Origin of the sequence: Mesorhizobium sp. IMUNJ 23033, from assembly GCF_044778005.1 — a bacterium.
In the GTDB taxonomy this organism is placed as follows: domain Bacteria; phylum Pseudomonadota; class Alphaproteobacteria; order Rhizobiales; family Rhizobiaceae; genus Mesorhizobium; species Mesorhizobium amorphae_A.
Genome location: NZ_JBJACT010000007.1, coordinates 135043 through 156898, shown reverse-complemented (window position 1 = coordinate 156898; position 21856 = coordinate 135043). Strand labels below are relative to the sequence as shown.

The 21856-nt window shown below is 64.0% G+C and carries 26 protein-coding genes; 4 read left to right on the top strand and 22 right to left on the bottom strand.

The features are described 5' to 3' along the window. Positions 1–74: 74 nt before the first annotated feature. Positions 75–338, bottom strand: coding sequence for a helix-turn-helix domain-containing protein (locus ACFX5Q_RS11360; protein ID WP_404277732.1), 264 nt, complete (start codon positions 336–338; stop codon positions 75–77). A 308-nt stretch (positions 339–646) separates the two neighbouring features. Between ACFX5Q_RS11360 and ACFX5Q_RS11355 the strand changes: the two genes are divergently transcribed. From ACFX5Q_RS11355 to ACFX5Q_RS11345, 3 genes are all read left to right on the top strand, one after another. Continuing rightward, the gene (locus ACFX5Q_RS11355; RefSeq protein WP_404277956.1) at positions 647–1255 is read left to right on the top strand and encodes a hypothetical protein; all 609 of its coding nucleotides are present in this window, start codon (positions 647–649) and stop codon (positions 1253–1255) included. A gap of 172 nt (positions 1256–1427) precedes the next feature. Beyond that, positions 1428–1619 carry a hypothetical protein gene (locus tag ACFX5Q_RS11350; protein WP_192182604.1) on the top strand — a complete coding sequence of 64 codons (192 nt, stop codon included), beginning with the start codon at positions 1428–1430 and terminating at the stop codon, positions 1617–1619. Between the two features lie 562 nt (positions 1620–2181). Further along, complete coding sequence (locus tag ACFX5Q_RS11345; protein ID WP_006201888.1) at positions 2182–2457, top strand: hypothetical protein; 276 nt, start codon at positions 2182–2184, stop codon at positions 2455–2457. Between the two features lie 72 nt (positions 2458–2529). On the opposite strand, the gene ACFX5Q_RS11340 is transcribed toward ACFX5Q_RS11345, so the two are convergent. The 7 genes from ACFX5Q_RS11340 to ACFX5Q_RS11310 all read right to left on the bottom strand — a co-directional run bounded on the left by ACFX5Q_RS11340 (position 2530) and on the right by ACFX5Q_RS11310 (position 7553). Then, positions 2530–2832: a hypothetical protein gene (locus ACFX5Q_RS11340; RefSeq protein ID WP_120015908.1), complete on the bottom strand. Its 303-nt coding sequence runs from the start codon at positions 2830–2832 to the stop codon at positions 2530–2532. A 200-nt stretch (positions 2833–3032) separates the two neighbouring features. Beyond that, on the bottom strand, positions 3033–3575 hold the full coding sequence (locus tag ACFX5Q_RS11335; RefSeq protein ID WP_120015907.1) for a MerR family transcriptional regulator: 543 nt from the start codon (positions 3573–3575) through the stop codon (positions 3033–3035). A gap of 265 nt (positions 3576–3840) precedes the next feature. Next, on the bottom strand, positions 3841–4164 hold the full coding sequence (locus ACFX5Q_RS11330) for an integration host factor subunit alpha (protein WP_006201891.1): 324 nt from the start codon (positions 4162–4164) through the stop codon (positions 3841–3843). Positions 4165–4266: 102 nt separating this feature from the next. Beyond that, positions 4267–5238, bottom strand: coding sequence for a beta-ketoacyl-ACP synthase III (locus ACFX5Q_RS11325; RefSeq protein WP_404277728.1), 972 nt, complete (start codon positions 5236–5238; stop codon positions 4267–4269). Positions 5239–5247: 9 nt separating this feature from the next. After that, the gene (gene plsX, locus ACFX5Q_RS11320) at positions 5248–6318 is read right to left on the bottom strand and encodes a phosphate acyltransferase PlsX (protein ID WP_404277726.1); all 1071 of its coding nucleotides are present in this window, start codon (positions 6316–6318) and stop codon (positions 5248–5250) included. Between the two features lie 132 nt (positions 6319–6450). Beyond that, positions 6451–6999, bottom strand: a complete 549-nt coding sequence (locus tag ACFX5Q_RS11315; protein ID WP_404277723.1) for a YceD family protein — start codon at positions 6997–6999, stop codon at positions 6451–6453. A gap of 11 nt (positions 7000–7010) precedes the next feature. Next, on the bottom strand, positions 7011–7553 hold the full coding sequence (locus tag ACFX5Q_RS11310) for a ubiquinol-cytochrome C chaperone family protein (RefSeq protein ID WP_404277721.1): 543 nt from the start codon (positions 7551–7553) through the stop codon (positions 7011–7013). 115 nt (positions 7554–7668) lie between these two features. Here ACFX5Q_RS11310 and ACFX5Q_RS11305 point away from each other — a divergent pair, with 115 nt between their 5' ends. Next, positions 7669–8184, top strand: a complete 516-nt coding sequence (locus tag ACFX5Q_RS11305) for an outer membrane protein assembly factor BamE (RefSeq protein WP_404277719.1) — start codon at positions 7669–7671, stop codon at positions 8182–8184. Positions 8185–8356: 172 nt separating this feature from the next. Here the strand turns inward: ACFX5Q_RS11305 and ACFX5Q_RS11300 are convergent, their stop codons facing one another. The 14 genes from ACFX5Q_RS11300 to glyA all read right to left on the bottom strand — a co-directional run bounded on the left by ACFX5Q_RS11300 (position 8357) and on the right by glyA (position 21720). Then, positions 8357–10498, bottom strand: a complete 2142-nt coding sequence (locus tag ACFX5Q_RS11300) for a sodium-translocating pyrophosphatase (protein ID WP_404277717.1) — start codon at positions 10496–10498, stop codon at positions 8357–8359. Between the two features lie 275 nt (positions 10499–10773). Next, on the bottom strand, positions 10774–11523 hold the full coding sequence (locus ACFX5Q_RS11295; RefSeq protein ID WP_404277715.1) for an ABC transporter permease: 750 nt from the start codon (positions 11521–11523) through the stop codon (positions 10774–10776). Further along, positions 11520–12458, bottom strand: coding sequence for an ABC transporter ATP-binding protein (locus tag ACFX5Q_RS11290; protein ID WP_404277713.1), 939 nt, complete (start codon positions 12456–12458; stop codon positions 11520–11522). Before ACFX5Q_RS11290 ends, ACFX5Q_RS11295 begins: the two co-directional genes overlap by 4 nt. Further along, the gene (locus ACFX5Q_RS11285) at positions 12455–13630 is read right to left on the bottom strand and encodes an ABC transporter permease (protein ID WP_404277711.1); all 1176 of its coding nucleotides are present in this window, start codon (positions 13628–13630) and stop codon (positions 12455–12457) included. The genes ACFX5Q_RS11290 and ACFX5Q_RS11285 overlap by 4 nt, the downstream gene beginning before the upstream one ends. A gap of 43 nt (positions 13631–13673) precedes the next feature. Then, a complete protein-coding gene (locus tag ACFX5Q_RS11280) occupies positions 13674–14585 on the bottom strand; it encodes an ABC transporter substrate-binding protein (RefSeq protein ID WP_404277709.1) in 912 nt (303 codons plus the stop codon). A 157-nt stretch (positions 14586–14742) separates the two neighbouring features. After that, complete coding sequence (locus ACFX5Q_RS11275; RefSeq protein WP_404277707.1) at positions 14743–15963, bottom strand: MFS transporter; 1221 nt, start codon at positions 15961–15963, stop codon at positions 14743–14745. After that, complete coding sequence (nusB, locus tag ACFX5Q_RS11270) at positions 15960–16460, bottom strand: transcription antitermination factor NusB (protein WP_404277706.1); 501 nt, start codon at positions 16458–16460, stop codon at positions 15960–15962. Before nusB ends, ACFX5Q_RS11275 begins: the two co-directional genes overlap by 4 nt. Beyond that, complete coding sequence (ribH, locus tag ACFX5Q_RS11265) at positions 16457–16951, bottom strand: 6,7-dimethyl-8-ribityllumazine synthase (RefSeq protein WP_006201904.1); 495 nt, start codon at positions 16949–16951, stop codon at positions 16457–16459. Before ribH ends, nusB begins: the two co-directional genes overlap by 4 nt. A gap of 95 nt (positions 16952–17046) precedes the next feature. Then, complete coding sequence (locus ACFX5Q_RS11260) at positions 17047–17664, bottom strand: riboflavin synthase (RefSeq protein ID WP_404277703.1); 618 nt, start codon at positions 17662–17664, stop codon at positions 17047–17049. Next, positions 17664–18794 carry a bifunctional diaminohydroxyphosphoribosylaminopyrimidine deaminase/5-amino-6-(5-phosphoribosylamino)uracil reductase RibD gene (ribD, locus tag ACFX5Q_RS11255; RefSeq protein WP_404277701.1) on the bottom strand — a complete coding sequence of 377 codons (1131 nt, stop codon included), beginning with the start codon at positions 18792–18794 and terminating at the stop codon, positions 17664–17666. Before ribD ends, ACFX5Q_RS11260 begins: the two co-directional genes overlap by 1 nt. A 2-nt stretch (positions 18795–18796) precedes the next feature. Beyond that, entirely contained in the window at positions 18797–19276 is a 480-nt protein-coding gene (gene nrdR, locus ACFX5Q_RS11250; RefSeq protein ID WP_006201907.1) for a transcriptional regulator NrdR, read from the bottom strand. An 86-nt stretch (positions 19277–19362) separates the two neighbouring features. Next, on the bottom strand, positions 19363–19692 hold the full coding sequence (locus tag ACFX5Q_RS11245; RefSeq protein WP_404277699.1) for a GlpM family protein: 330 nt from the start codon (positions 19690–19692) through the stop codon (positions 19363–19365). 27 nt (positions 19693–19719) lie between these two features. Continuing rightward, positions 19720–20322, bottom strand: a complete 603-nt coding sequence (locus ACFX5Q_RS11240) for a hypothetical protein (RefSeq protein WP_404277954.1) — start codon at positions 20320–20322, stop codon at positions 19720–19722. An 84-nt stretch (positions 20323–20406) separates the two neighbouring features. Then, on the bottom strand, positions 20407–21720 hold the full coding sequence (glyA, locus tag ACFX5Q_RS11235) for a serine hydroxymethyltransferase (RefSeq protein WP_006201910.1): 1314 nt from the start codon (positions 21718–21720) through the stop codon (positions 20407–20409). Positions 21721–21856 lie beyond the last annotated feature (136 nt).

Genomic DNA, 21856 nt, shown 5'->3' with positions numbered 1-21856 from the left:
GCCCCGCCTGCCTGGGATTAAGAAAGCCCGCCAGGGCAAACCATGGCGGGCTCGCTGGGTGGACCCAAGGTCGACTATTGCATGGGCTGATTTTCGGCCGCCGGCATGTCGATCAAAACGCTTTCTGGCACCTGAAGCGCCAAGGCTATTCGTCTGAGCTTCGACGGATCGACATCCTTGCCGTTCTCAATGTCGGCAATCTCATGGACCGAGAGGCCGCATGTCAGGGACAGCTCTTCGACGCTGTATCCCCTGGTTTCGCGGACGGCCTTGAGGGCGCTGTAGCCGGACGTGGCAATCAATTCGGGCGGAACTTCGCGTGTTGCAGTAGCGGGCATTGGCAACTCCGTGGGCTGAAAGGTCTGATCAAATGATGGGTTGCCTGAGACGAGCGGGAGAATGCCCGCTCGCGGGCGATTTGCCAAGCGCGAAAACAAGCGTCACGGCAACGTGAATTGCCGCGAGGGAATGGCTTGCCGGAGCGGAAACCGGGCAAATGCGCCATCTCTCCCGTCATGACTTCCAATCAAGTTCTTTTGAAGAATCGAACGCCGAGTTGATCGACGTTTTCGCGCCCGCGTTCGTTACGCAGATGTCGCCGGCACCGACAGGTCGGGCCGGCCATTTTCCAGAAGGATCGAATCCCATGAACTTAAAGATATTCGCGATCGTGCTCGGCACGATTCCAGGCCTTGCCGCTGCGGCAGAGGCTCAGGCGGCAGACACGATGCGCGTGCGCGGCACGGTCGTCGGCCTTGCCGGATCGACGCTGACAGTGAAGGACCAGGCGGGCAAGACAGATGCGATAGCGTTGGCGCAGGGGTGGAAAATCTCCGGCGTCGCCAAGGCATCGGCCGCCGACATCAAGCAGGGTGATTTCCTCGGCATTGCATCCGTCTCCAAGGCCGATGGTGGCAGCGGCGCGCTGGAAGTCGTGATCTTCCCGGCCGCATTGAAAGGCACGGGAGAAGGCGACCGGCCATGGGACCTGCAACCCAACAGCCGGATGACCAACGGCACAGTCGCCGACGTGACCGATATCGATGGCCGGACGGTGACGCTGACCTATGACAATGGCCAGAAGAAGCAGATCGCGATTCCGCAGTCGACGCCGATCGTGACCTTCGCGACCGCCACGCAGGCGGACCTCACGCCCGGTGCGGCGGTATTCGTCACTGCCGAGCGCAGCAGCGACGGCACACTCACGTCGCGACGGGTCGTCGTCGGCAACCATGGCGTCGTTCCGCCGATGTGAGGCGGCGCCTGCACGGGACGACCAGGGCTTCAGACACAATCCGGAAACAAAATTCTACAGTCGGGAAAAATTGTCGAAAAAATCCAGGACGATAGTCCCGATCGCGGCGCTCGAGTCATCGATATGGTCCGGTGATCTCCAGATTGCGGCCCGCACAAAAGGAAACAATGTCATGAAGAAGTCCCTCCTCTCCGCCCTTGGGCTGGCTTTTGCCCTGGCTGTCTCGATGCCGCTCCTCGGCGCGACCAGCGCTGATGCTGCCCCGGTGCATCACAAGCATCACCGCCATCATCACCGCAAGCATCATCACCACCGTCACCATCACCACCACCACCACAAGAAGGTGGAAGCGAAGAAGGCCTAAGCATACCGGCTTACCCCGACAGGAAGGCCGGTTTTGGTTTTGGCCAAGAGCGGTTTTCCTGACGGGGCCCTGCACCTCGCGGGATGAAGGACGAACCCAAATTCCCGGCCTTCTCGCCCGCCTCGCCACGCGGCTCGGCTATCTGCCCAATCCCGCCTCCATCACGAGCGTATGCGCTGGCGAAAAAACGTCGACCACGATCCATTCTTTGCGCCGCCGACCGACAAGCTCGCGGCCAAAGCCTGCCAGTTCCCGAAACGCAGTGGGCCGGGCGCGTCCTGCCGAGATCCCGGCCTGACTGCTCGCTGCCGACGTTGTGGTGCCAACGCGGTGGACGCCAGATAGGTCGTCGACGCTGGCAATCGCTGACCGGCGTCAGCCGTCCCGATACCCTCGAACCGGATCGACGATCGCTGGCGTGGCGCGGCAAAAAAACCGAACCGAGGCATGAACCTTTCCTCTCTGGGCCGCACTAAACCGGCATGGACGCCAAGAAGGCGATCCCCAAACCAGAAGGACGCCATGACGGCGATCCTCAAATCAACGAGAAGGAAATGCTCAAATGACCAACTTCACCAACTTCAAGCGCATCTCGCTCGCCGCTGTCATCGCCGTCTCGGCGTTTGGCTCGGTTTCGGTTCCGAGCTCGGCTTTCGCAGGCACGCACCCCACCGGCGACGGCGGCGCGGTCTGCAAGGGTTCGGGATCCTGTCTGGTGCTGCAGCTCGACTGCAAGGGCACCTACACCGATGCCACCGACAAGAACGGCACCGTTTACGGCAAGTGCAGCCAGGTCATGAAGATCGACCCGAAGACCCGGCTCAAGCTCGCCAACTGATCGCCTGTCGTCGAAGAAAATGGCGGCCGTCCGCGCGACGGCCGCCATTTTCTTGTCTGTTAGCTTTGAGATTCAGCGTCTGCTGAGGACGAGGCTGGCGATGAGCCCAACGACAACCAGCCCCACCGCAGCCGCGGTCGCCGGATGGTCGCGTGCCGTCCTTTCGATCGCCCTGCCCTTGTTCCTGATCGCGGGCAGCGCATCCGTGAGGCGCCCGGCCAGTTCGGAATAGTAGTCGGAAGCAGCGTCGCGACCGTCCTCGTAGTAAGCGCCACCTCGTTTGGCTACGGCTTTCCGCAAGGCCGCGAGCTCCCTGGAAAGGGTCGCGACCTGCTTTTCGAGGTCAAGATCGGAGAGGGTCGAAAGCGATGCCATGATTGTCTGTCCTTCCTTTTTCAGAGAAGGCCAAACGCATGGCCGCAGAAGCGGTTCCGGTTTTGCCGGCGGGATGTCCCGTGGCGGCGGGTCGAGGGTTCAGAACAGCTCAGCAATTGATAGAATTGCTGAGCTGCTCTGTCTCTTTGCCTTTGCGCAATTCCGGACGGAAAACCGTTCACACTTTTCCTGGAATTGCGCTAGCGCACCTGGTCGAGCAGGCGCTTGCATTCCAGAAGGTCGAACAGCGCCTCCTGCAGCAAGGCGCGATTGTCGCGCGACAGTTTCGACGAGCCCGGCTGCACCGGTCCCTCGTCGTCGCTCTTGCCCATGCCGAAAAAGCGGCGGCTCGGCTTCACCTTGGGCTGGCCGACCAGCATCTCGTCATCCGCGCCACGCGGCTGGGCTGCCGGCGTCAGCGGCACCTGATCGGCCTGACGGCGCTGTGCGATCGCCTCGACGGCGGCCATGTCGCCATTGCCGATGGCGACCAGGAAATGATTGCCGTTCTCGCGCAGCAGCTTCTGCACGCCCTTGATCGTATAGCCCTGGTCATAGAGCATGTGGCGGATGCCCTTGATCAGCTCGACATCCTGCGGCCGGTAGTAGCGGCGGCCGCCGCCACGCTTCATCGGCTTGATCTGGTTGAAGCGCGTTTCCCAGAAGCGCAGCACATGCTGCGGCAGATCGAGATCCTCCGCGACCTCGCTGATGGTACGGAATGCATCGGGGCTCTTGTCCATGGGCGAAATCCTCCACGCTGGACGGCGATTGGGCCTGTTGTGCCGAATCGGGTATCATTTCAGCGGTTTATGAAACAACATTCAAGCCCGGCGTCAAAATCGACCGCCGTTTTCAACCGAAGCTTTCTATATATCCTTGTTTTTACGCAATTCTGGAAATCCGAACGGAAAACCGCTTCCCACTTTTCCTGGAATTGCGTCCTTGTTTTTACGCAATTCCGGACGGAAAACCGCGTCACACTTTTCCTGGAATTGCTGTAGCCGGCTATTTGCCGCCCTTGGCCTTGCTGTTCTGATGCGAGCGCAGGATACGGCTCTTCAGCACATTCGACGACTTGAAGGTCATCACCCGGCGCGGCAGGATCGGCACTTCCTCGCCGGTCTTGGGATTGCGGCCGATGCGCTCGTTCTTGGAACGAACATGGAAAGTGGCGAAGGACGACAGCTTCACCGTCTCACCGCGAACGATGGCCTCGCAGATCTCGTCCAGGACCGCTTCGACGAGTTCGGCCGATTCAGTTCTCGACAAGCCAACCTTGCGGTAAACAGCTTCGGCAAGGTCGGCGCGCGTCAGTGTCTTTCCCCCCATGCGACCGTCCCATCAGCTCAAAAACATAAATCGATACAAGCAGCGGCAGAGCCTAAGTAATTGATCCGTCAAGGTCAAGGACCGAACCCATACGTTCGGCACTTACCAGCGAACCAAAACCGCGCCCCAGGTGAAGCCCCCACCCATCGCCTCGAGCAGCACCAGGTCACCCTTCTTGATGCGGCCGTCGGCGACGGCCACCGAGAGCGCCAGCGGCACGGAGGCAGCCGAGGTGTTACCGTGCAAATCGACCGTAACCACCACCTTTTGCTCGGCAATCCCAAGCTTCTTGGCGGAAGCGTCAATAATCCGTTTATTGGCCTGATGCGGCACGAACCAGTCGAGGTCGTCGGCGGTGATGCCGGCCTGCGCGAAGGTCGCCTCGATGACATCGGTGATCATGCCGACGGCGTGCTTGAACACTTCGCGGCCTTCCATCCTGAGATGGCCGACCGTGCCGGTGGTCGAGGGTCCGCCATCGACGAAAAGCTTGTCCTTGTGGACGCCGTCGGAACGCAGGCTGGCCGCAAGCACACCGCGGTCGGCGACGCCGCCAACCCCCTCGCCCACTTCGAGGACCAGCGCGCCGGCGCCGTCACCGAACAGGACGCAGGTCGAGCGGTCGCTCCAGTCGAGGATGCGCGAGAAGGTCTCCGAACCGATCACCAGGACGCGCTTTGCCAGGCCGCCGCGGATGTAGAGGTCGGCGGTCGCCACCGCATAGACGAAGCCGGAGCACACCGCCTGCATGTCGAAGGCAAAGCCGTGATGCATGCCGAGCCGGTTCTGGATCTCGACTGCGGTCGCCGGAAAGGTGTTGTTGGGCGTCGAGGTGGCCAGCACGATGAGGTCGATGTCGGCGGGCGTCAGCCCGGCGCTGTCGAGGGCTGCGCGTGCCGCCGCCTCGCCCAGCGAGGCCGTCGTCTCGTCGTCGGCCGCGACATGGCGCTGCCGGATGCCGGTGCGCTGGACGATCCACTCGTCGGAGGTCTCGACCATGCCTTCGAAATCGGCATTCTTCATGATGCGGCGGGGCAGCGCGGCGCCCGAGCCGCGCACGACTGATCTGATCAAAGCTCTTTCCTATTCCTTTGCGTCGACGGCGACGTCGGATTTCCTGTTTGCCTGGGCATGCGGATTGCGCGCATGGAACAAATCGAGATCGGCCTCGATGCGGTCAAGCAGATTGTTGCGCACCATGTCGTAGCCGAGCTCGATCGCCGCCGCAAAGCCGTCCGAATCGGCGCCGCCATGGCTTTTCACCACGATGCCGTTGAGGCCCAGGAAGACGCCGCCATTGGAGCGGCCGACATCCATCTTCTCACGCAGCCGGTCAAAGGCGCCCTTGGCGAAGACATAGCCGATCCTGGCCATCAGCGTGCGGCTCATGGCGGCACGCAGATAGCCGCCGATCTGCCTTGCGGTGCCTTCCGCCGTCTTCAGGGCGATGTTGCCGGCAAAGCCCTCGGTGACGACCACGTCGACCGTGCCCTTGCCGATGTCGTCGCCCTCGACGAAGCCGCGATAGTTCATCGAGGCCATGTTGGCCTCGCGCAGCATGCGGCCAGCCTCCTTGACCTCTTCCTGGCCCTTGATCTCCTCGACGCCGACATTGAGCAGGCCGACGGTAGGCCGTTCGATGCCGAAAACCGAGCGCGCCATGCCGGTGCCCAGAATGGCGAAATCGATGAGCTGGTGCGCATCGGCGCCGATTGTGGCGCCGACGTCCAGCACCACGCTTTCGCCGCGCGTATTCGGCCAAAGGGCCGCGATCGCCGGGCGATCGATGGTCGCCATGGTGCGCAGGCAGAATTTCGACATCGCCATCAGCGCGCCGGTGTTGCCGGCCGAGATGCAGGCCTGCGCGGTGCCCGATTTGACCGCCTCGACCGCCTTCCACATAGACGACTTCCAGCGGCCGTGGCGCAGCGCCTGGCTCGGCTTGTCGTCCATCCTGACCGCGATCTCGCAATGGACGAAATCGCTGATCTCGGCCAGCTTGGGGAACTTGGCAAGCTCGGGGCGAACCGCTTCCTCACGTCCATAAATGATGAAGCGGATGTCGGGGCGGCGGATGGCGACGGTCATGAGCGCCGGGATGACCACGCTCGGTCCGTGATCGCCGCCCATGGCATCGATGGAAATCCTGATCACGCGGTATTCATCTCACGGTTTGCCTGGCCTGCGACTGAGGGCTTGCCAAGGTACGGGGGGCTCGCGAAGGTTCGGCGAAAATAGCGGTTTTGGGCTGCCGCACAACCAGCTTTTCTAATATCTCGTCCGCTTTCAGGATTTTCCAAGCAGGGACCGCAGCTTTTGCTGGAATTCGCTTTCGGCGGGCTCGGTATCGCCGGCGGCCTCCACCGATGCCCCCGCCTTGCGCGGATAAGGATCGATCGCCAGGCCGAAAAACTGCTCGGCAAGCGCTCCGACGTCGATCGTATCGCCGGAAAAAGTCTCCGGGCTGTCGGGCCCGTCGGCATCCAGCACGATCTCGCCACCGCCTTCGAAACCCTGCCGCCCGAGCTTGGACTGCTCCGGCAGGAACAGCGCCTCGACCAGCTCGTCGATATGTGCCGCCACCGGATCGAGAGTGACGATGCAGGCCTGGGTGATGTCGGCTTCGACACGGCCGCTGACCTTGACGCCGTGCCGCTTCCACGGTGCCACCAGAAGCTCGGCGCGGTAGCGTTCGACCGAAAGCAGTTCGTGCTCGGTGGCGAGTGCGGCGCGCTGCCGGTCGTCGGCATCGATCACTACAGGCAGCCCCTTGTGCGGCAAGCGGGCGACGTTGGCCACAAAGGACACAGGGCTTTGGGCATCGGCATGTTTCATCTTCCCCTCCTTCAAGCTGGCTTGGCCAAGGGAAACACCACCGTGCCGGAAACGATCGATTCGGCCGGCTGCGCCGCGAGCTGTCTGGAAGCGTCGGCGACATAGGCTGCCAGCAGCGGCGCCTGCGGCCAGGCGCCGACATCGGGCCGGACATTGCGGGCAAGCGCGGCAGCGAGCGCCTCGCGGTCGTCACGCTCCAGCGCATCGTCATAGGCGGCCGTGCGGCCGTAGAACATTTTTGCCAGCTTCTTCATGCGCTTGGGTACACCGACATCGCCTATGCCCAGTTCCCTCAGCGAATGCTCGACATCGAGGAAGAACTCGTCGATCAGCACCTGCGCAAGCTCGGTCGCAGCACCGCTCTCGCCGCGCAGCCGGTGCTGGAACAGGAACATGTGCAGCGACAGCATCTCGAAACGGCCGAGCGGCGTGTCCGGCACATTCCAGTCGGAATAAAATATGGTTTGCCGCGCCGCTGCCACGATTTGTGCGTAGAGCGCCTCGGTGATGGCGCGGTTGGCGTGGCGTTCGCGGCCAAAAAGGCGCTGGAACATTGAGGGTGGTCTCCCGGGGACCGTTTGTTTGAATTGGCCTTGTTGCATCGGCAGGCAAGCTGGTTTACCGGTTTTGCCGCCCAGCGCAAGTTGCGGCCAGCTAATGGAGTTGTTGTTGCGCGCGCTGAAATTCAAGTCGTCTTTTTTGCCCAGGCCCGCCGGCATGGTCTCGCTGCTGGTGGTGGCTGCAGCGCTTTCCGCCTGCAATACGTCCAAGATGGTCGGTGACCTCAATCCCAGCGAGACGCTGACGCAAGGTTATGTGATCGACCAGCAGGCGATCGATTCGGTGCCGGTCGGCTCCAGCCGCGAACAGGTGCTGCTGGCGCTTGGCACACCGTCTACGACGGCCACCTTCGACAACGAGGCCTTCTACTACATCTCGCAGACACGTAAGCGTTACGTCGCCTTCGACAAGCCGCGTCTGGTCGACCAGAAAGTGCTGGCTGTCTATTTCGGCGCCGACGGGCGCGTCACCCAGATCGCCAATTACGGCCTGAAGGACGGCAGGATGTTCGACTTCATCTCGCGCACCACGCCGACAGGCGGCAAGGACCAGAACTTCCTCAGCCAGATCATCAACGGGGCCAGCAAGCTGGCGCCCGGTATTCCCGGCGGCGGCACGCCCTGATCTGTCCTTCATTCCCTTTCTTGCTTCTTCCCTGAAGCAGCAAACATCTCAGGCAGCCAAGAGCCCGCGGGAGCAATCCTGCGGGCTTTTGTTTTGACGAGGCATTGATCGTCGCAAGAAAAACCCGCGGGGTCGCTCCCGCGGGTTTTGTTTTCGAGCGATGGCTCCGTGCTCAGCCGTGCGCGAGCACGGCCAAGAGCAGCAAGGCGACAATGTTGGTGATCTTGATCGCCGGGTTGACCGCCGGGCCGGCGGTGTCCTTGTAGGGATCGCCGACCGTGTCGCCGGTGACCGAGGCCTTGTGCGCCTCGGAGCCCTTCAGGTGCTTGACGCCGTCCTTGTCGACAAAACCGTCCTCGAACGATTTTTTCGCATTGTCCCAGGCGCCACCGCCCGAGGTCATCGAGATGGCAACGAACAGGCCGTTGACGATGACGCCGAGCAGCGAGGCGCCGAGCGCTGCAAAGGCCGACGCCTTCGAACCCGAAATCAGCAGCACGCCGAAATAGACGACGAGCGGCGCCAGCACCGGCAGCAACGAGGGGATGATCATCTCGCGGATCGCCGCCTTGGTCAGCAGGTCGACCGCGCGCGCGTAGTTCGGCTTCGAGGTTCCGGCCATGATGCCCGGATCCTCGCGGAACTGCTTGCGCACCTCCTCGACAATGGCGCCCGCCGCGCGGCCGACGGCCGTCATGGCGATGCCACCGAACAGATACGGGATCAGGCCGCCGAAGATCAGGCCGGCGACGACGTAAGGGTTGGAGAGGTCGAAGGAGATTTCGCCCATACCCTGGAAGTAAGGATATTTGTCGCCATTGGCGGCAAAGAACTTCAGGTCGTTCGAGTAGGCCGCAAACAGCACCAGCGCGCCGAGACCGGCCGAACCGATGGCGTAGCCCTTGGTCACCGCCTTGGTGGTGTTGCCGACCGCGTCGAGCGCATCGGTGGAGTGGCGCACTTCCTTAGGCAGGCCGGCCATTTCGGCGATGCCGCCGGCATTGTCGGTGACCGGGCCGAAGGCGTCGAGCGCGACGATCATGCCGGCAAGGCCGAGCATGGTGGTGACCGCGATCGCCGTGCCGAACAGGCCGGCGAGCTGGTAGGTGGAGATGATGCCGCCGACGATGACGATCGCCGGAAGTGCGGTCGATTCCAGCGATACCGCAAGGCCCTGGATGACGTTGGTGCCGTGGCCGGTCACCGAAGCCTGGGCGATCGAGTTGACCGGGCGCTTGTTGGTGCCGGTGTAGTATTCGGTGATCACCACGATAAGGCCGGTCACCAGAAGGCCGATCAGGCCGCAGATGAACAGGTTCTTGCCGGTAATGGCCATGCCGGCAACCGTGCCGATCTCGCCCCAGCCGAGGGTTGCCGAGGTGGCGACGCCGAGCCCGACGATGGACAGCAGGCCGGTGACGATCAGGCCTTTGTAGAGCGCGCCCATGATCGAGCCGTTGGAACCGAGCTTGACGAAGAAGGTGCCGACGATCGAGGTCAGGATGCAGGCGCCGCAGATGGCCAGCGGATAGAGCATGGCGGCGCCGAGAACGGGAGTGCCGCCGAAGAAGATGGCGGCGAGAACCATGGTGGCAACGACGGTCACCGCATAGGTCTCGAACAGGTCGGCGGCCATGCCGGCGCAGTCGCCGACATTGTCGCCGACATTGTCGGCGATGGTGGCCGGGTTGCGCGGATCGTCTTCGGGAATGCCGGCTTCGACCTTGCCGACGAGATCGCCGCCGACGTCGGCGCCCTTGGTGAAGATACCGCCGCCGAGACGGGCGAAGATCGAGATCAGCGAGGCGCCGAAGCCGAGCGAAACCAGCGAGTCGATGACGATGCGGTCATTGGGCTGAAGGCCCATGAAATGGGTCAGGATGAGGTAGTAGATCGAGACGCCGAGCAGCGCCAGACCCGCCACCAGCATGCCGGTGATGGCGCCCGACTTGAAGGCGATGTCGAGGCCGGCAGCCAAGCTGTTCGACGCCGCCTGCGCGGTGCGCACATTGGCGCGCACCGAGACGTGCATGCCGATGAAGCCGGCGGCGCCCGAAAGCACGGCACCGATCAGGAAGCCGATCGCGGCGGTGATCGACAGCAGCCACCATGCAAGCAGCAGGACGACGACGCCGACGACGGCGATGGTGGTGTACTGGCGCGCCAGATAGGCCTGCGCGCCTTCGCGGATGGCCGCGGAGATTTCCTGCATGCGTGCATTGCCCTGATCGGACGCGAGGACCGATCGGGTCGCCCAGATTGCGTAAAGGACTGAAAGCAGGCCGCAGGCGATGACGGCGGAAATGATGGTCATTGCCGAATTTTCCTCGATTGATGGCCCAAAAGAACCCCTCCCTGGGCCGTTGAGACGGGGAGCGGCATTCCGCCAGGCGGATTCCGTCCCTTCGCAGCGGTGTATGCGAAACAGGGCTCGGAACGTCAAGATATTGTTCGGTTTTTGCCCGGCTTTCGGCCAAAAGGTCTATGTGCCAGCCTAACGGTTGAAGCCCTCGTCGAATTAGATCGATTGAAAAGACGTTACGGAATCAGTCCCGGCTGAGATCGCCGTCGGTCTCATCTCAGGCGGCGCTACGCCGTCTGCTGCCCCATGCGACGCGCGGTGTAACGCTCGATGGCCGAAAGGCCGTCATAGATCAGTACCGCAAGGGCCGCGACGATCAGGCCGCCCTGCAGGACAAAGGCGAGGTTGTTCGACAGCAGGCCGGCAATGATCACCTCGCCCAGCGTCTTTGCCGCCACGGTCGAGCCGATGGTGGCGGTGGCGAGGCTGATGACCACCGACAGCCTTATGCCGCCGAGGATGATCGGGGCGCTCAGCGGCAGCTCGACCTTGGTGAGCCGTTGCCAGCCGGTCATGCCGGCGCCGCGCGCCGCCTCCATGACATTGGCGGGCAGCGTCGTCAGACCAGTCAGCGCGTTCTCGAAGATCGGCAAGAGGCCATAGAGAAACAGCGCAATAAGCGTCGGCTTTTCGCCGAAGCCGACTGCCGGCACGGCCAGCGCCAGCACCGCCACCGGCGGAAAGGTCTGGCCGATATTGACCAGGCTGCGCGACAGCGGCAGGAACTCGGCGCCGGCCGGCCGGGTGACGAGGATGGCGAGCGCCACTGCGACCAGGGTGGCAGCCACCGTGGCAATCAGTACGGTCCTCAGATGCAGCAAGGTCAGCGTCAGCAGGCTGCCCTGATTGTAGATCGCCGGCGCGCCGTTCTCGGTCAGCGGCTTCAAGAGTGGCTCGAACCAGCCGGGATTGGTGACGAAGGCGACGAGCAGCACCACCAGCAAAAGCCTGAGCAGCGAGGGCAGCCAGGCCTTCATGCCGGCCTCGCCGCGCGCTTAACCAGGCCATCAACCGTGACGCGACCGAGCGGCTTGCCGTCTTCGCCCTTGACCGGCAGCGCCGGGCGGCCGGACCAGAGCAGCTCGGCCAGCGCGTCGCGCTGACTGGCGTCGCCAGGGATCGCCTCGCCTTCGGCGGACCCCTTCTCCACGGCGTCGCGCACGCGGCCGAGCGACAGCAGCCTGAACGGTTTTTCGCTGGCGCCGACAAGAGTCTCGACGAAGGCGCTGGCCGGCTTCGCCAGAATCTCGGCCGGCTTGGCATACTGAACAAGCTTGCCGGCATCCATGACGGCGATCTTGTCGCCCATATGCACGGCCTCTTCCATGTCATGGGTGACGAGGATGATGGTGGTACCGAAGCGTTTTTGGATCGCCAGCAGATCCTCCTGCGCCTTGGTGCGGATGATCGGGTCGAGCGCGCCGAACGGCTCGTCCATCAACAACACGTTGGGCTCGGCGGCGAGCGCGCGGGCGACGCCGACGCGCTGCTGCTGGCCACCGGAGAGTTCGTGCGGATAGCGCGGCCCGTAGGCCTCGGGATCAAGCTGGTAGAGCATCATCAGTTCGTCGACGCGCGCCTTGATACGCGCCTTGTCCCAGCCGAGCAGCACCGGCACGGTGGCAATGTTTTGCGCCACGGTGCGGTGCGGAAACAGGCCGTGGCCCTGAATGGCATAGCCGATGCTACGGCGCAGCTCATAGCCCGGCAACGAGCGGTTGTCGGCGCCATCGAGCCTGATCACGCCCGCGGTCGGCTCAACCAGCCGGTTGATCATGCGCAACAGCGTCGTCTTGCCGGATCCGGAGGTGCCGACGATGACGCAAAGCGTGCGCGGCTCGATCACCATCGAAACGTCGTCGACGACGGTCGTTTCGTCATAGCGCTTGGTAATGCCTTCGATCTCGATCATGCCGTTTCAACCCTGCGCTTGGTGGCGGTCATTTCGATCACTGCGTCGAGGATGATGGCCGCGGCAAAGGCCAGCGCCACGGTCGGCACGGCGCCCAGCAGCACCAGATCCATCGCCGTCTGGCCTACGCCCTGGAAGACGAACACGCCAAAACCGCCGCCGCCGATCAGCGCCGCGATGGTGGCGAGGCCGATATTTTGCACCAGCACGATGCGGATGCCGGTCAGGATGACCGGAAAGGCCAGTGGAAACTCGACACCGAACAGGCGCTGGCGGTCGGTCATGCCCATGCCGCGCGCGGCGTCGTTGGCGGCGCGCGGCACGCCGGCGAGGCCGACCACCGTGTTGGCGACCACCGGCAGCAGCGAATAGAGGAACAGCGCGACGAAGGCGGGGGCTGTGCCGATGCCGCGAATGCCGACCGCGGCAGCACCCGGCACATGGGCGGCGACCCAGCCGAGCGGCGCGATCAAGAGGCCGAACAACGCGATCGAGGGGATGGTCTGGATGATGTTCAGCACGTTGAGCACCCCTGCCCGCAATTTTTCGATGCGGTGGCAGAGAATGCCGAGCGGCAGGCCGACAATCACTGCGGCGGCCAGCGAACCCAGCGCCAGCGTGACGTGCTTGGAGCCTTCGGCCCAGAAACTGTCGGCACGGTTGGCATATTCCTTGAGGATCGACAGGCTGTTCCATTGCCCCGATATCAACAGCAGGCCGATGGCCAGAGCCGCAACGACCAGCACGCCGACGCGCGCCCAGGGTGATAGGTTCAGACGCGTCAGCACGTCGGCCAGCAGAAGTGTGAAGGCGAAGATGAGCAGCCAGAAGCCGGAGGCCGGCGAAATGCGAGCGAAGGTGTTGCCCGCCGGCGTGAGAAAGCTGCCGGCGATGCCGATCAGGATGGCGAGCGCCGCGAGCGCGACTACGCTGGCGGCAAGGCGCAGGACGAGCGGCGTTTTCAGCAAGGCAATGAGCGCGCCGACGATCACGATCGCCAGCAGCAGCGGCCCGACCGCCGTCGGCAACGCCTCGAGGATGGAGCGCGCCTCGCCGGGCACGATGCGGTTGGCGCGGAAGGTGGCGAACGGCGCAACGAGCGCCGCATAGGTTGCGATCGCGGCGATGACCACGCCGAGCTTGTCGAACCGAATGCGCACGCCCTCTCCCATCAGTCGATACGGCGCTCCCCCGATAGGGCGCGCCGCAATCGCCTCACTTGAGGAAGCCGTTCTTCTTCAAAAAGTCCTCCGCCACCCCCTTGACCGGCTCGCCGCCGACCTGGACGCGGCCGTTCAGTTCCTGCAGCGTCACGAGGTCGAGCTTGGTAAAGACCGGCTTCAACAACGTCTCGATCTCGGGATGCTCCTTCAGCACCGCCTCGCGGATGATCGGCGCCGGCTGGTAGACGGGTTGCACGCCCTTGTCGTCGTCGAGCACGACAAGACCGGAGGGCGCGATGCCACCGTCGGTGCCGTAGACCATGGCGGCATTGGCGCCATTGGTCTGGTTGGCCGCCGCCGCAATGGTCGCGGCGGTGTCGCCACCGGAGAGCGTGATCAACTGGTCGGGTTTCAGCGTGAAGCCGTAAGTGGTCTGGAAGGCCGGCAGTGCAGCCGCCGAATTGACGAACTCTGCCGAAGCCGCGAGCACCACCTTGCCGCCGCCGGCGACGTAATTGCCGAAGTCGGAGAGCGACGCCAGCTTGTTCTCGTCGGCGACTTCCTTGCGCAGCGCGATCGCCCAGGTGTTGTTGGCTGGCGACGGCGACAGCCAGACGATCTTGTTGGCGTCATAGTCAAGCTTCTTGGCGGTCTCGTAAGCCTTGGCGGCGTCCTTCCACACCGGATCGTCGGCCTTCTCGAAGAAGAAGGCGGCGTTGCCGGTGTATTCGGGATAGATGTCGATCTCGCCGGCGCTGATCGCCTTGCGCACCACCGGCGTGCCGCCGAGCTGGATGCGGTCGGTGGTCTTGATGTTGTTGGCGTTCAGCACAAGCTGGATGATGTTGCCGAGCACGCCGCCCTCGGTGTCGATCTTCGACGACACGACCACCTGGGCATTTGCCGAGGCCGCGGAAATACCGAGCGCAAGCGCGGCGCCGGCCAGAAGCTTGATTGAAAACATTATGGGAATCCCTTGCTGTGAACCGGATTACGGTCGCCGCATATGAGCATGGCTTCAACGCTCCGTCGGGGCACACGGTTTCATAACAAGAGGGATGCACGCAATAATTTTGTGCGGGCTGGCCCAATCCGACGCCGCCCATCCAGACAAGGTGGTGTCAGGTGGCCGGGCGCAAGCTCGTCATCTTCAGCGCACCCAGCGCCACGAAGCAGAGCGCGGTAACCGGGAAGACGATCCAGTTCAGCATCTCCCAGCCCCAGGCGTTGTAGACCGCGCCCGACATCAGCGAGGCGAAGGCGACGGAGCCGAACAGGACGAAGTCGTGAAAGCCCTGCACCTTGCCCTTTTCCGATGGCCGGTAGCTGTCGGCGACCATGGCTGTGGCGCCGATGAAGCCAAAATTCCAGCCAAGGCCGAGCAGGATCAGCGCCGTCCAGAACTGCCATAGCGCCAGACCCGACAGAGCTACCACGGCGCAAGCAACGAGCAGGATCAGGCCGGCGGCGACGATGCGTTCGGCGCCGAAGCGGTGGATCAGCGAACCGGTGAAGAAGCTCGGCGCGAACATGGCCATGACATGCCAGGAAATGCCGAGCATCGCATCGTCGGTCGACAGGCCGCAGCCGACCATGGCGAGTGGCGCGCCGGTCATGACGAAACTCATCAGCGCGTAGCTGCCGACAGCGCAGAAGAGCGCCGCGACGAAACGCGGCCGGGTGACAATCTCGGAGAGCGGCCGCGCGTCGTTGTCGGCGATCTCCGCCTTGCCGGGAGCCCGGGACGGAATGCGCAGGAACGAGAGGATGATGGCGCCGACAGCCGCCAGCACGAGGATGGACGCGAACGAGCCGGCGAACATCACCGGCGCGAACAATTCGCGGGTGAAGATGACGATCTGCGGCCCGAGTATGGCGGTGACGATGCCGCCGGCCAGCACGAAGGAAATGGCACGCGCCTTGAATTCCGAAGGTGCATTGTCGGCGGCGGCGAAGCGAAACTGCTGGACGAAAGCGCCGCCGATCCCAAGCACCGCCAGGCCGAAGGCGAACAGCCAGAAGTTCGGATGGAAGAGCGCCAGCGTAGCGACCAGCCCGCCGAGCGCGGTGATGATGGTGCCGGTCATGAAACCGCCGCGCTGGCCGAGGCTGCGAATGATTGCGGCAGCCGGCAGTGCGCCGAGCGCCACACCGACATTGAAGCCGGTGATCGGCGCCGTCGCCAGCGACTTGTCGGCGGCGAGCAGGTATTGGCCGGCCAGCCCGCCCACGGAAATGGCGATAGGTGCGGCCGAACCGATGATCGCCTGCGCGGCGGCAAGGATGAATGCCGTGCGGCGTGCTTCCCTGCTTGCCTCGGCGACGACAGCCGCGGCCGTCACGAAGCGTCCTTGCCGCGGCCCTCGCCGCGCACCCGGCGTGACACGCGATCGAGCACGGCGTTGGTAAGCTTCGGCTCATCTTCCTCGTAGAAGGCCTTGGCGATATCCACATATTCCGAAACGATGACGGCGACCGGCACGTCGTCGCGCTTCATCAATTCATAGACGCCGGCGCGCAGGATGGCGCGCAGCGTCGAATCCAGCCTCGACAGCGGCCAGTCGTCGGTCAGCGCCTGGCGGATGACCGGATCGATGGTCTTCTGGTTTTCGACGACGCCGGTGAGGATGGCGCGAAACCACTGCGCGTCGGCCTCGCGATAGAGCGCGCCGTCGACCTCCTTGCCGAGCCTGAAGGCCTCATACTCCGCCGTGATCTCGAAGATGCCGCTGCCGGCCACGTCCATCTGGTAGAGCGCCTGCACGGCGGCGAGACGGGCGGCGCCGCGCTTGTTGGCGTGGCGTATCGCGGGCTGGCCGGGCGCAGCGGGTTCGCTCACGATCGCGCTCCCAACTGCTCTTTGAGAGCGATCATGGTCAGCGCCGCACGCGCGGCAAAGCCGCCCTTGTCGCCTTCCGAACGCTTGGCGCGCGTCCAGGCCTGCGCATCGTTCTCGGTGGTCAGGATGCCGTTGCCGATGCAGACCGAATCCTGGACCGAAATGTCCATCAGCGCACGGCTGGATTCATTGGCGACGATGTCGAAATGATAGGTATCGCCGCGGATGATGGTGCCAAGCGCAACAAAACCGTCATAGCCGGTGCCACCGTCGGCAGCACCATCGAGGGCGAACGTGATCACGGCTGGAATCTCCAGCGAGCCTGGAACGGTGACGACATCATAGGTCGCGCCGGCTTCGTCCAGCGCGCTCGTCGCGCCTTCGAGCAGCGCGTCGGCAAGGTCGTCATGGAACCGCGCCTCGATGACGAGAAGGTGGGCCTTCTTCTTCGGGCGGATAAACGCTTTGCCGTGTTGGGATGTGCCAGCCATAGATGTCTCCGGGGATCGCCGGTGACTTAGGCCGAAGCGGCCGCATTCGCAAGCTTTGTCGGACGTTCAGGCCCGGTCTAATTTCCCATAGTGGCTCAAAGCCCCTCTTTCGCCGCTTCCACCAGGCGCGCCGCGTAGCGGGCCATGGTGTCGATCTCGAGGTTCACGCGGTCGCCTACCTGACGCTCGCCCCAGGTGGTCACGGTCAGCGAATGGTGGATCAGCAGCACATCGAAGCGGGTGCCTTCGACCTTGTTGACAGTGAGCGAGGTCCCGTCGAGGGCGACGGAGCCCTTTGGCGCGATGAACCTGGCCAGCTCGCGCGGCGCTTCGAGCGTAAAGCGTACGGCATCGCCCTCGTCCTTGCGCGCCACGATCTCGGCCGTGCCGTCGACATGGCCGGAGACGATGTGGCCGCCGAGCTCGTCGCCGATCTTCAGCGCCCGTTCGAGATTGATGCGCGTGCCCAATTTCCATCCGGCGGCTGTCGTCAACCGCAATGCTTCTTCCCAGGCCTCGACCTCGAACCAGCGCGCGTTCGAACCACCGTCTGGCAGCGCCGTTACCGTCAGGCAGACACCTCCGCAGGAGATCGACGCACCGATGGCAATGGTCTCGGGATCGTAGGCGGTGTCGATGCGCAGGCCCACCCCTTCCCTGAGCGGCCTGACGGCAGCGACGCTACCGACATCGGTGACAATTCCGGTGAACATCAGATGTCCCTCACCCACTCCAGATAGCTGTCTTCGCCGAACTGCATGTCGCGCAGCTTGCGAAAGCCCGCCGGGATATGGTTGGCGTCGATGGGCGATGCAATGCCGCCCTCGCCGATCGCCTCAGGTCCGTGGAACAGCACGATGCGGTCGACCAGTCCGTCGGCGAGGAACGCCTTGGCCACCTTGGCGCCGCCCTCGACCAGCACGCTGGCCATGCCGAGCGCCGCCAGATCTTCCAGCAGCTCGGGCAAGGCAACGCCACCCTCATGAGTCTCGGTGCCGATGAAGCGGACGCCGGCGCGCTCGAGCGCGGCGCGCCGGTGCGGGTCAGCCTCCAGGCAAGCGGCGACATAGAGCGGGACGCGGTCGACACCGGAGACCAGTTTCGCGGCTTCCGGCAAGCGTATCTGACGGTCGAGCACGATGCGCGCCGGGGAACGGTTCTCCAATCCGGGCAATCGCACGGTGAGCGCCGGATTGTCTTCCAGCGCGGTGCCGATGCCGACCAGGATGCCGTCGGCCTCGGCCCGCATCAGATAGACTTCGCGCCGCGCGATCTCGCCGGTGATCGCAACCTGCCCCTCGCCTTCCACACCGATCTTGCCGTCGCTGGAAAGCGCAAGTTTCAAAATCACTTCCGGGCGTTTCTTGAGCGACCGAATCAGATAGCCGGCCATCTGCTCCGAAGCCTCCGCCGCCAGCACTTTTTCGACCACCTCGATGCCTGCGGCACGCAGGATCGCGTAACCCTGGCCGGAAACGCGCGGATCGGGATCGCTCGCCGCACCAACCACGCGCGCGACGCCTGCGTTAACCAGCGCATTGGCGCAAGGCGGCGTGCGACCGTGATGGGCGCAAGGCTCCAGAGTCACATAGGCGGTGGCGCCGCGAGCCAGTTCACCGGCCTCGGCCAAGGCCTCGGTCTCGGCATGCGGACGCCCGCCGACCGCGGTGACCCCGGTGCCGACGATCATCGGCCCGGTACCGTCATCGAGCACGATCAGCGTGCCGACGGAAGGGTTGGTCGAGGTCCGGCCGGCATTCTTGCGCGATAGCCTGAGTGCTGCCGCCATGAAGCGGCGATCGAGGGCCTGCTGTTCGGCCGGGCTGAGCGTCGGGCTTGCCATGCTCAACCGGCGTCCTCTTCGCTCTTCAGCTCGTCGCCCTTGAGCTCGCCCAGCACCTCATGAAAATCCTTGGCCTCGCGGAAATTGCGGTACACCGAGGCGAAGCGCACATAGGCGACGTCGTCGAGCGACTTCAGCGCCTCCATGACGAGACGGCCGACCTCGCCCGAAGCCACTTCCGTCTCGCCCGAACTTTCGAGCTGGCGCACGATGCCGGTGACGGCGCGGTCGATGCGTTCGGGGTCGACATTGCGCTTGCGCACCGCGATCTCGACCGAGCGCAGCAGCTTGTCGCGGTCGAACGGCACCTTGCGGCCGGATTTCTTGACCACGACGAGATCACGCAGTTGCACGCGCTCGAACGTGGTGAAACGACCGCCGCAATCGGGGCAGACGCGCCGCCTGCGGATCGCCGCGCCATCCTCGGCGGGGCGCGAATCCTTCACCTGCGTATCTTCGGACTGGCAGTAGGGACAGCGCATGGACAGCCTTCGGTTCGCGATTCTCGTGAGACGGAAGGCTTAGAGGGTTTTGCCGCAATGGCAAAGCACGGACGGCCTTCCGTGCCTCAGAGATAGCGAGGCGCGAGGAAGATTGCCAGCGCCGCGACCAGCCACACCGCGATGCCGCCGAGAACGGCGAGCCGGTAGTCGATGCGGTCGATGAACAGCCAGCAGGCGCCGAGGAAGGCGAGATAGGCAGGGATCGTCTTGAAACCGGCAAGGCAGGCTTCGCGAAAACCGGTCGGGTTGCCCTTGGCGCCGACGGCGAGCAGCGCGATCACCGCGAAGGTCGGTGCCAAAGGCAGGATGCCGGGCAAGACATTGCCGCGCTTCGAGGCCCAGACAATCAGCGCGGTGACCAGGCCGCCGACCACACCTTTCCAGAGGATGTCCATGGCGCGGCTCCTTGCCGGCGCGCCGCGTCAGGGCGCGACGTCGGTGGTCGGGAAGCCGCAGGATGCGCCGAGGCTGCGATAGGCCTTGGTGAAGCCGTCCATCGAGATGGTCGCGACCGGCGCGTTGGCGAAAGCGACGTCGAGCGCGCCGGCGCGGCGCATGGCGCGCAGGACTGCCAGCGTCGTCTCGGCCTTGTTGTTCATCATCCATTGGTCGCCGGCGCTGACCGTCGCCTTGACCTTGCCCTTGTCGTCGCCGAACACCGCGGGAATGTTCTCGCCGGTCGGCAACTCCTTGTTCCTCAAGGCAATGATGAGGCTCGGATAACCGTTGGGCGGCAGCACGTCGCCGTTGGAGATGGCGAGCGTCAGCGTGCCGCTGGTGCCGTTCGCGTCAAGGAAGGCGGTCGAAGCGGCGCAGGTCTTGCGCACATCCTCGCCGGTGTTGACCTCGTCGACGATCGTCGACCATTTGCCGAAGGTTTCCGTCTTGGGTGTGGTGGCTTCCGGTGCCGCGGGCTGGGGTGCCGTGGCCTGGGGCGCAGGCTGGGTGGTCGTCTGCGCCGAGGCGACGCCGGCCAATTGCAGCATGGCCAGTACGCCAAGGCCGGCAAGTCGAAGAAATCGCATCATCAAGGCTCCTGTCCGCAACGCCGCTCCAGCAGGAGCGGCGCTTCTCGTCATCGCCAATAAGGGATGAGGCGGGGCGTCAGGTCAACCGAGATAGGGATAGAGCGGGAAGCGATCGGTCAAAGCCACGACCTTGGCCTTCACCGCCGCCTCGACAGCCGCATTGCCTTCGTCGGAATTCGCCACTTTCAGCCCGTCCAGCACCTCGGCGATCAGCTTGCCGATCTCGCGGAACTCGGCCTGGCCGAAGCCACGCGTGGTGCCGGCTGGCGTGCCGAGGCGCACGCCCGAGGTGACGAAGGGCTTTTCCGGATCGAAGGGGATGCCGTTCTTGTTGCAGGTGATGTTGGCGCGGCCGAGCGCCGCCTCGGCGCGCTTGCCAGTGGCGTTCTTTGGGCGCAGATCGACCAGCATCAGATGGTTGTCGGTGCCGCCGGAGACGATGTCGAGGCCGGTTTCCTTGAGGCTGGAAGCCAGCGCCTTGGCATTGGCCGCGACGCTCTCGGCATAGACCTTGAAGCTCGGCTTCAGCGCCTCGCCGAAGGCCACCGCCTTGGCGGCGATGACATGCATCAGCGGGCCGCCCTGCAGGCCCGGGAAGACGGCCGAGTTCATCTTCTTGGCGATGTCCTCGTCATTGCACAGGATCATGCCGCCGCGCGGGCCGCGCAGCGACTTGTGCGTCGTCGTCGTGACGACATGGGCATGCGGCAGCGGCGACGGATGGACGCCGCCGGCAACGAGGCCGGCGATGTGGGCCATGTCGACCATCAGATAGGCGCCGACCGCATCGGCGATCTCGCGAAAGCGCTTCCAGTCCCAGACGCGCGAATAGGCGGTGCCACCGGCCAGGATCAGCTTCGGCTTGGTCTCATGCGCGGTCTTCTCGATCGCGTCCATGTCGAGCAGATGGTCTTCCTTGCGCACACCGTAGGAGACGACCTTGAACCATTTGCCGCTCATGTTGACCGGCGAGCCGTGGGTCAAATGGCCGCCGGAATTGAGGTCGAGGCCCATGAAGGTGTCGCCGGGCTGCAGCAGTGCCAGGAACACGGCCTGGTTCATCTGGCTGCCGGAGTTCGGCTGGACATTGGCGAAGTTGCAGCCGAACAGTTTTTTGGCGCGCTCGATGGCCAATTCCTCGGCCACGTCGACGAACTGGCAGCCGCCATAGTAGCGCTTGCCCGGGTAGCCCTCGGCATATTTGTTGGTCATGATCGAGCCTTGCGCCTCGAGCACGGCGCGCGAGACGATGTTTTCCGACGCGATCAGCTCGATCTCGTGGCGCTGGCGGCCGAGTTCGTTGCGGATGGCGCCGAAAATCTCCGGATCGGCATCTTCCAGCGTGGTTTCGAAGAAGGATTCGAATTTGTTCGACACTGCCGCTGCTGTAGCCATGGACTGAAATCCTCGGGGTTCGGGGGCAATTTGTTTATGCATATCGTGGCCCCAAAACCGCTGCACACTTTTGGGCGACATGCATTGCCGCGCCATTAACACAGTTGTTTTCGCCTCGCCACGTTTGCGGCGCGAA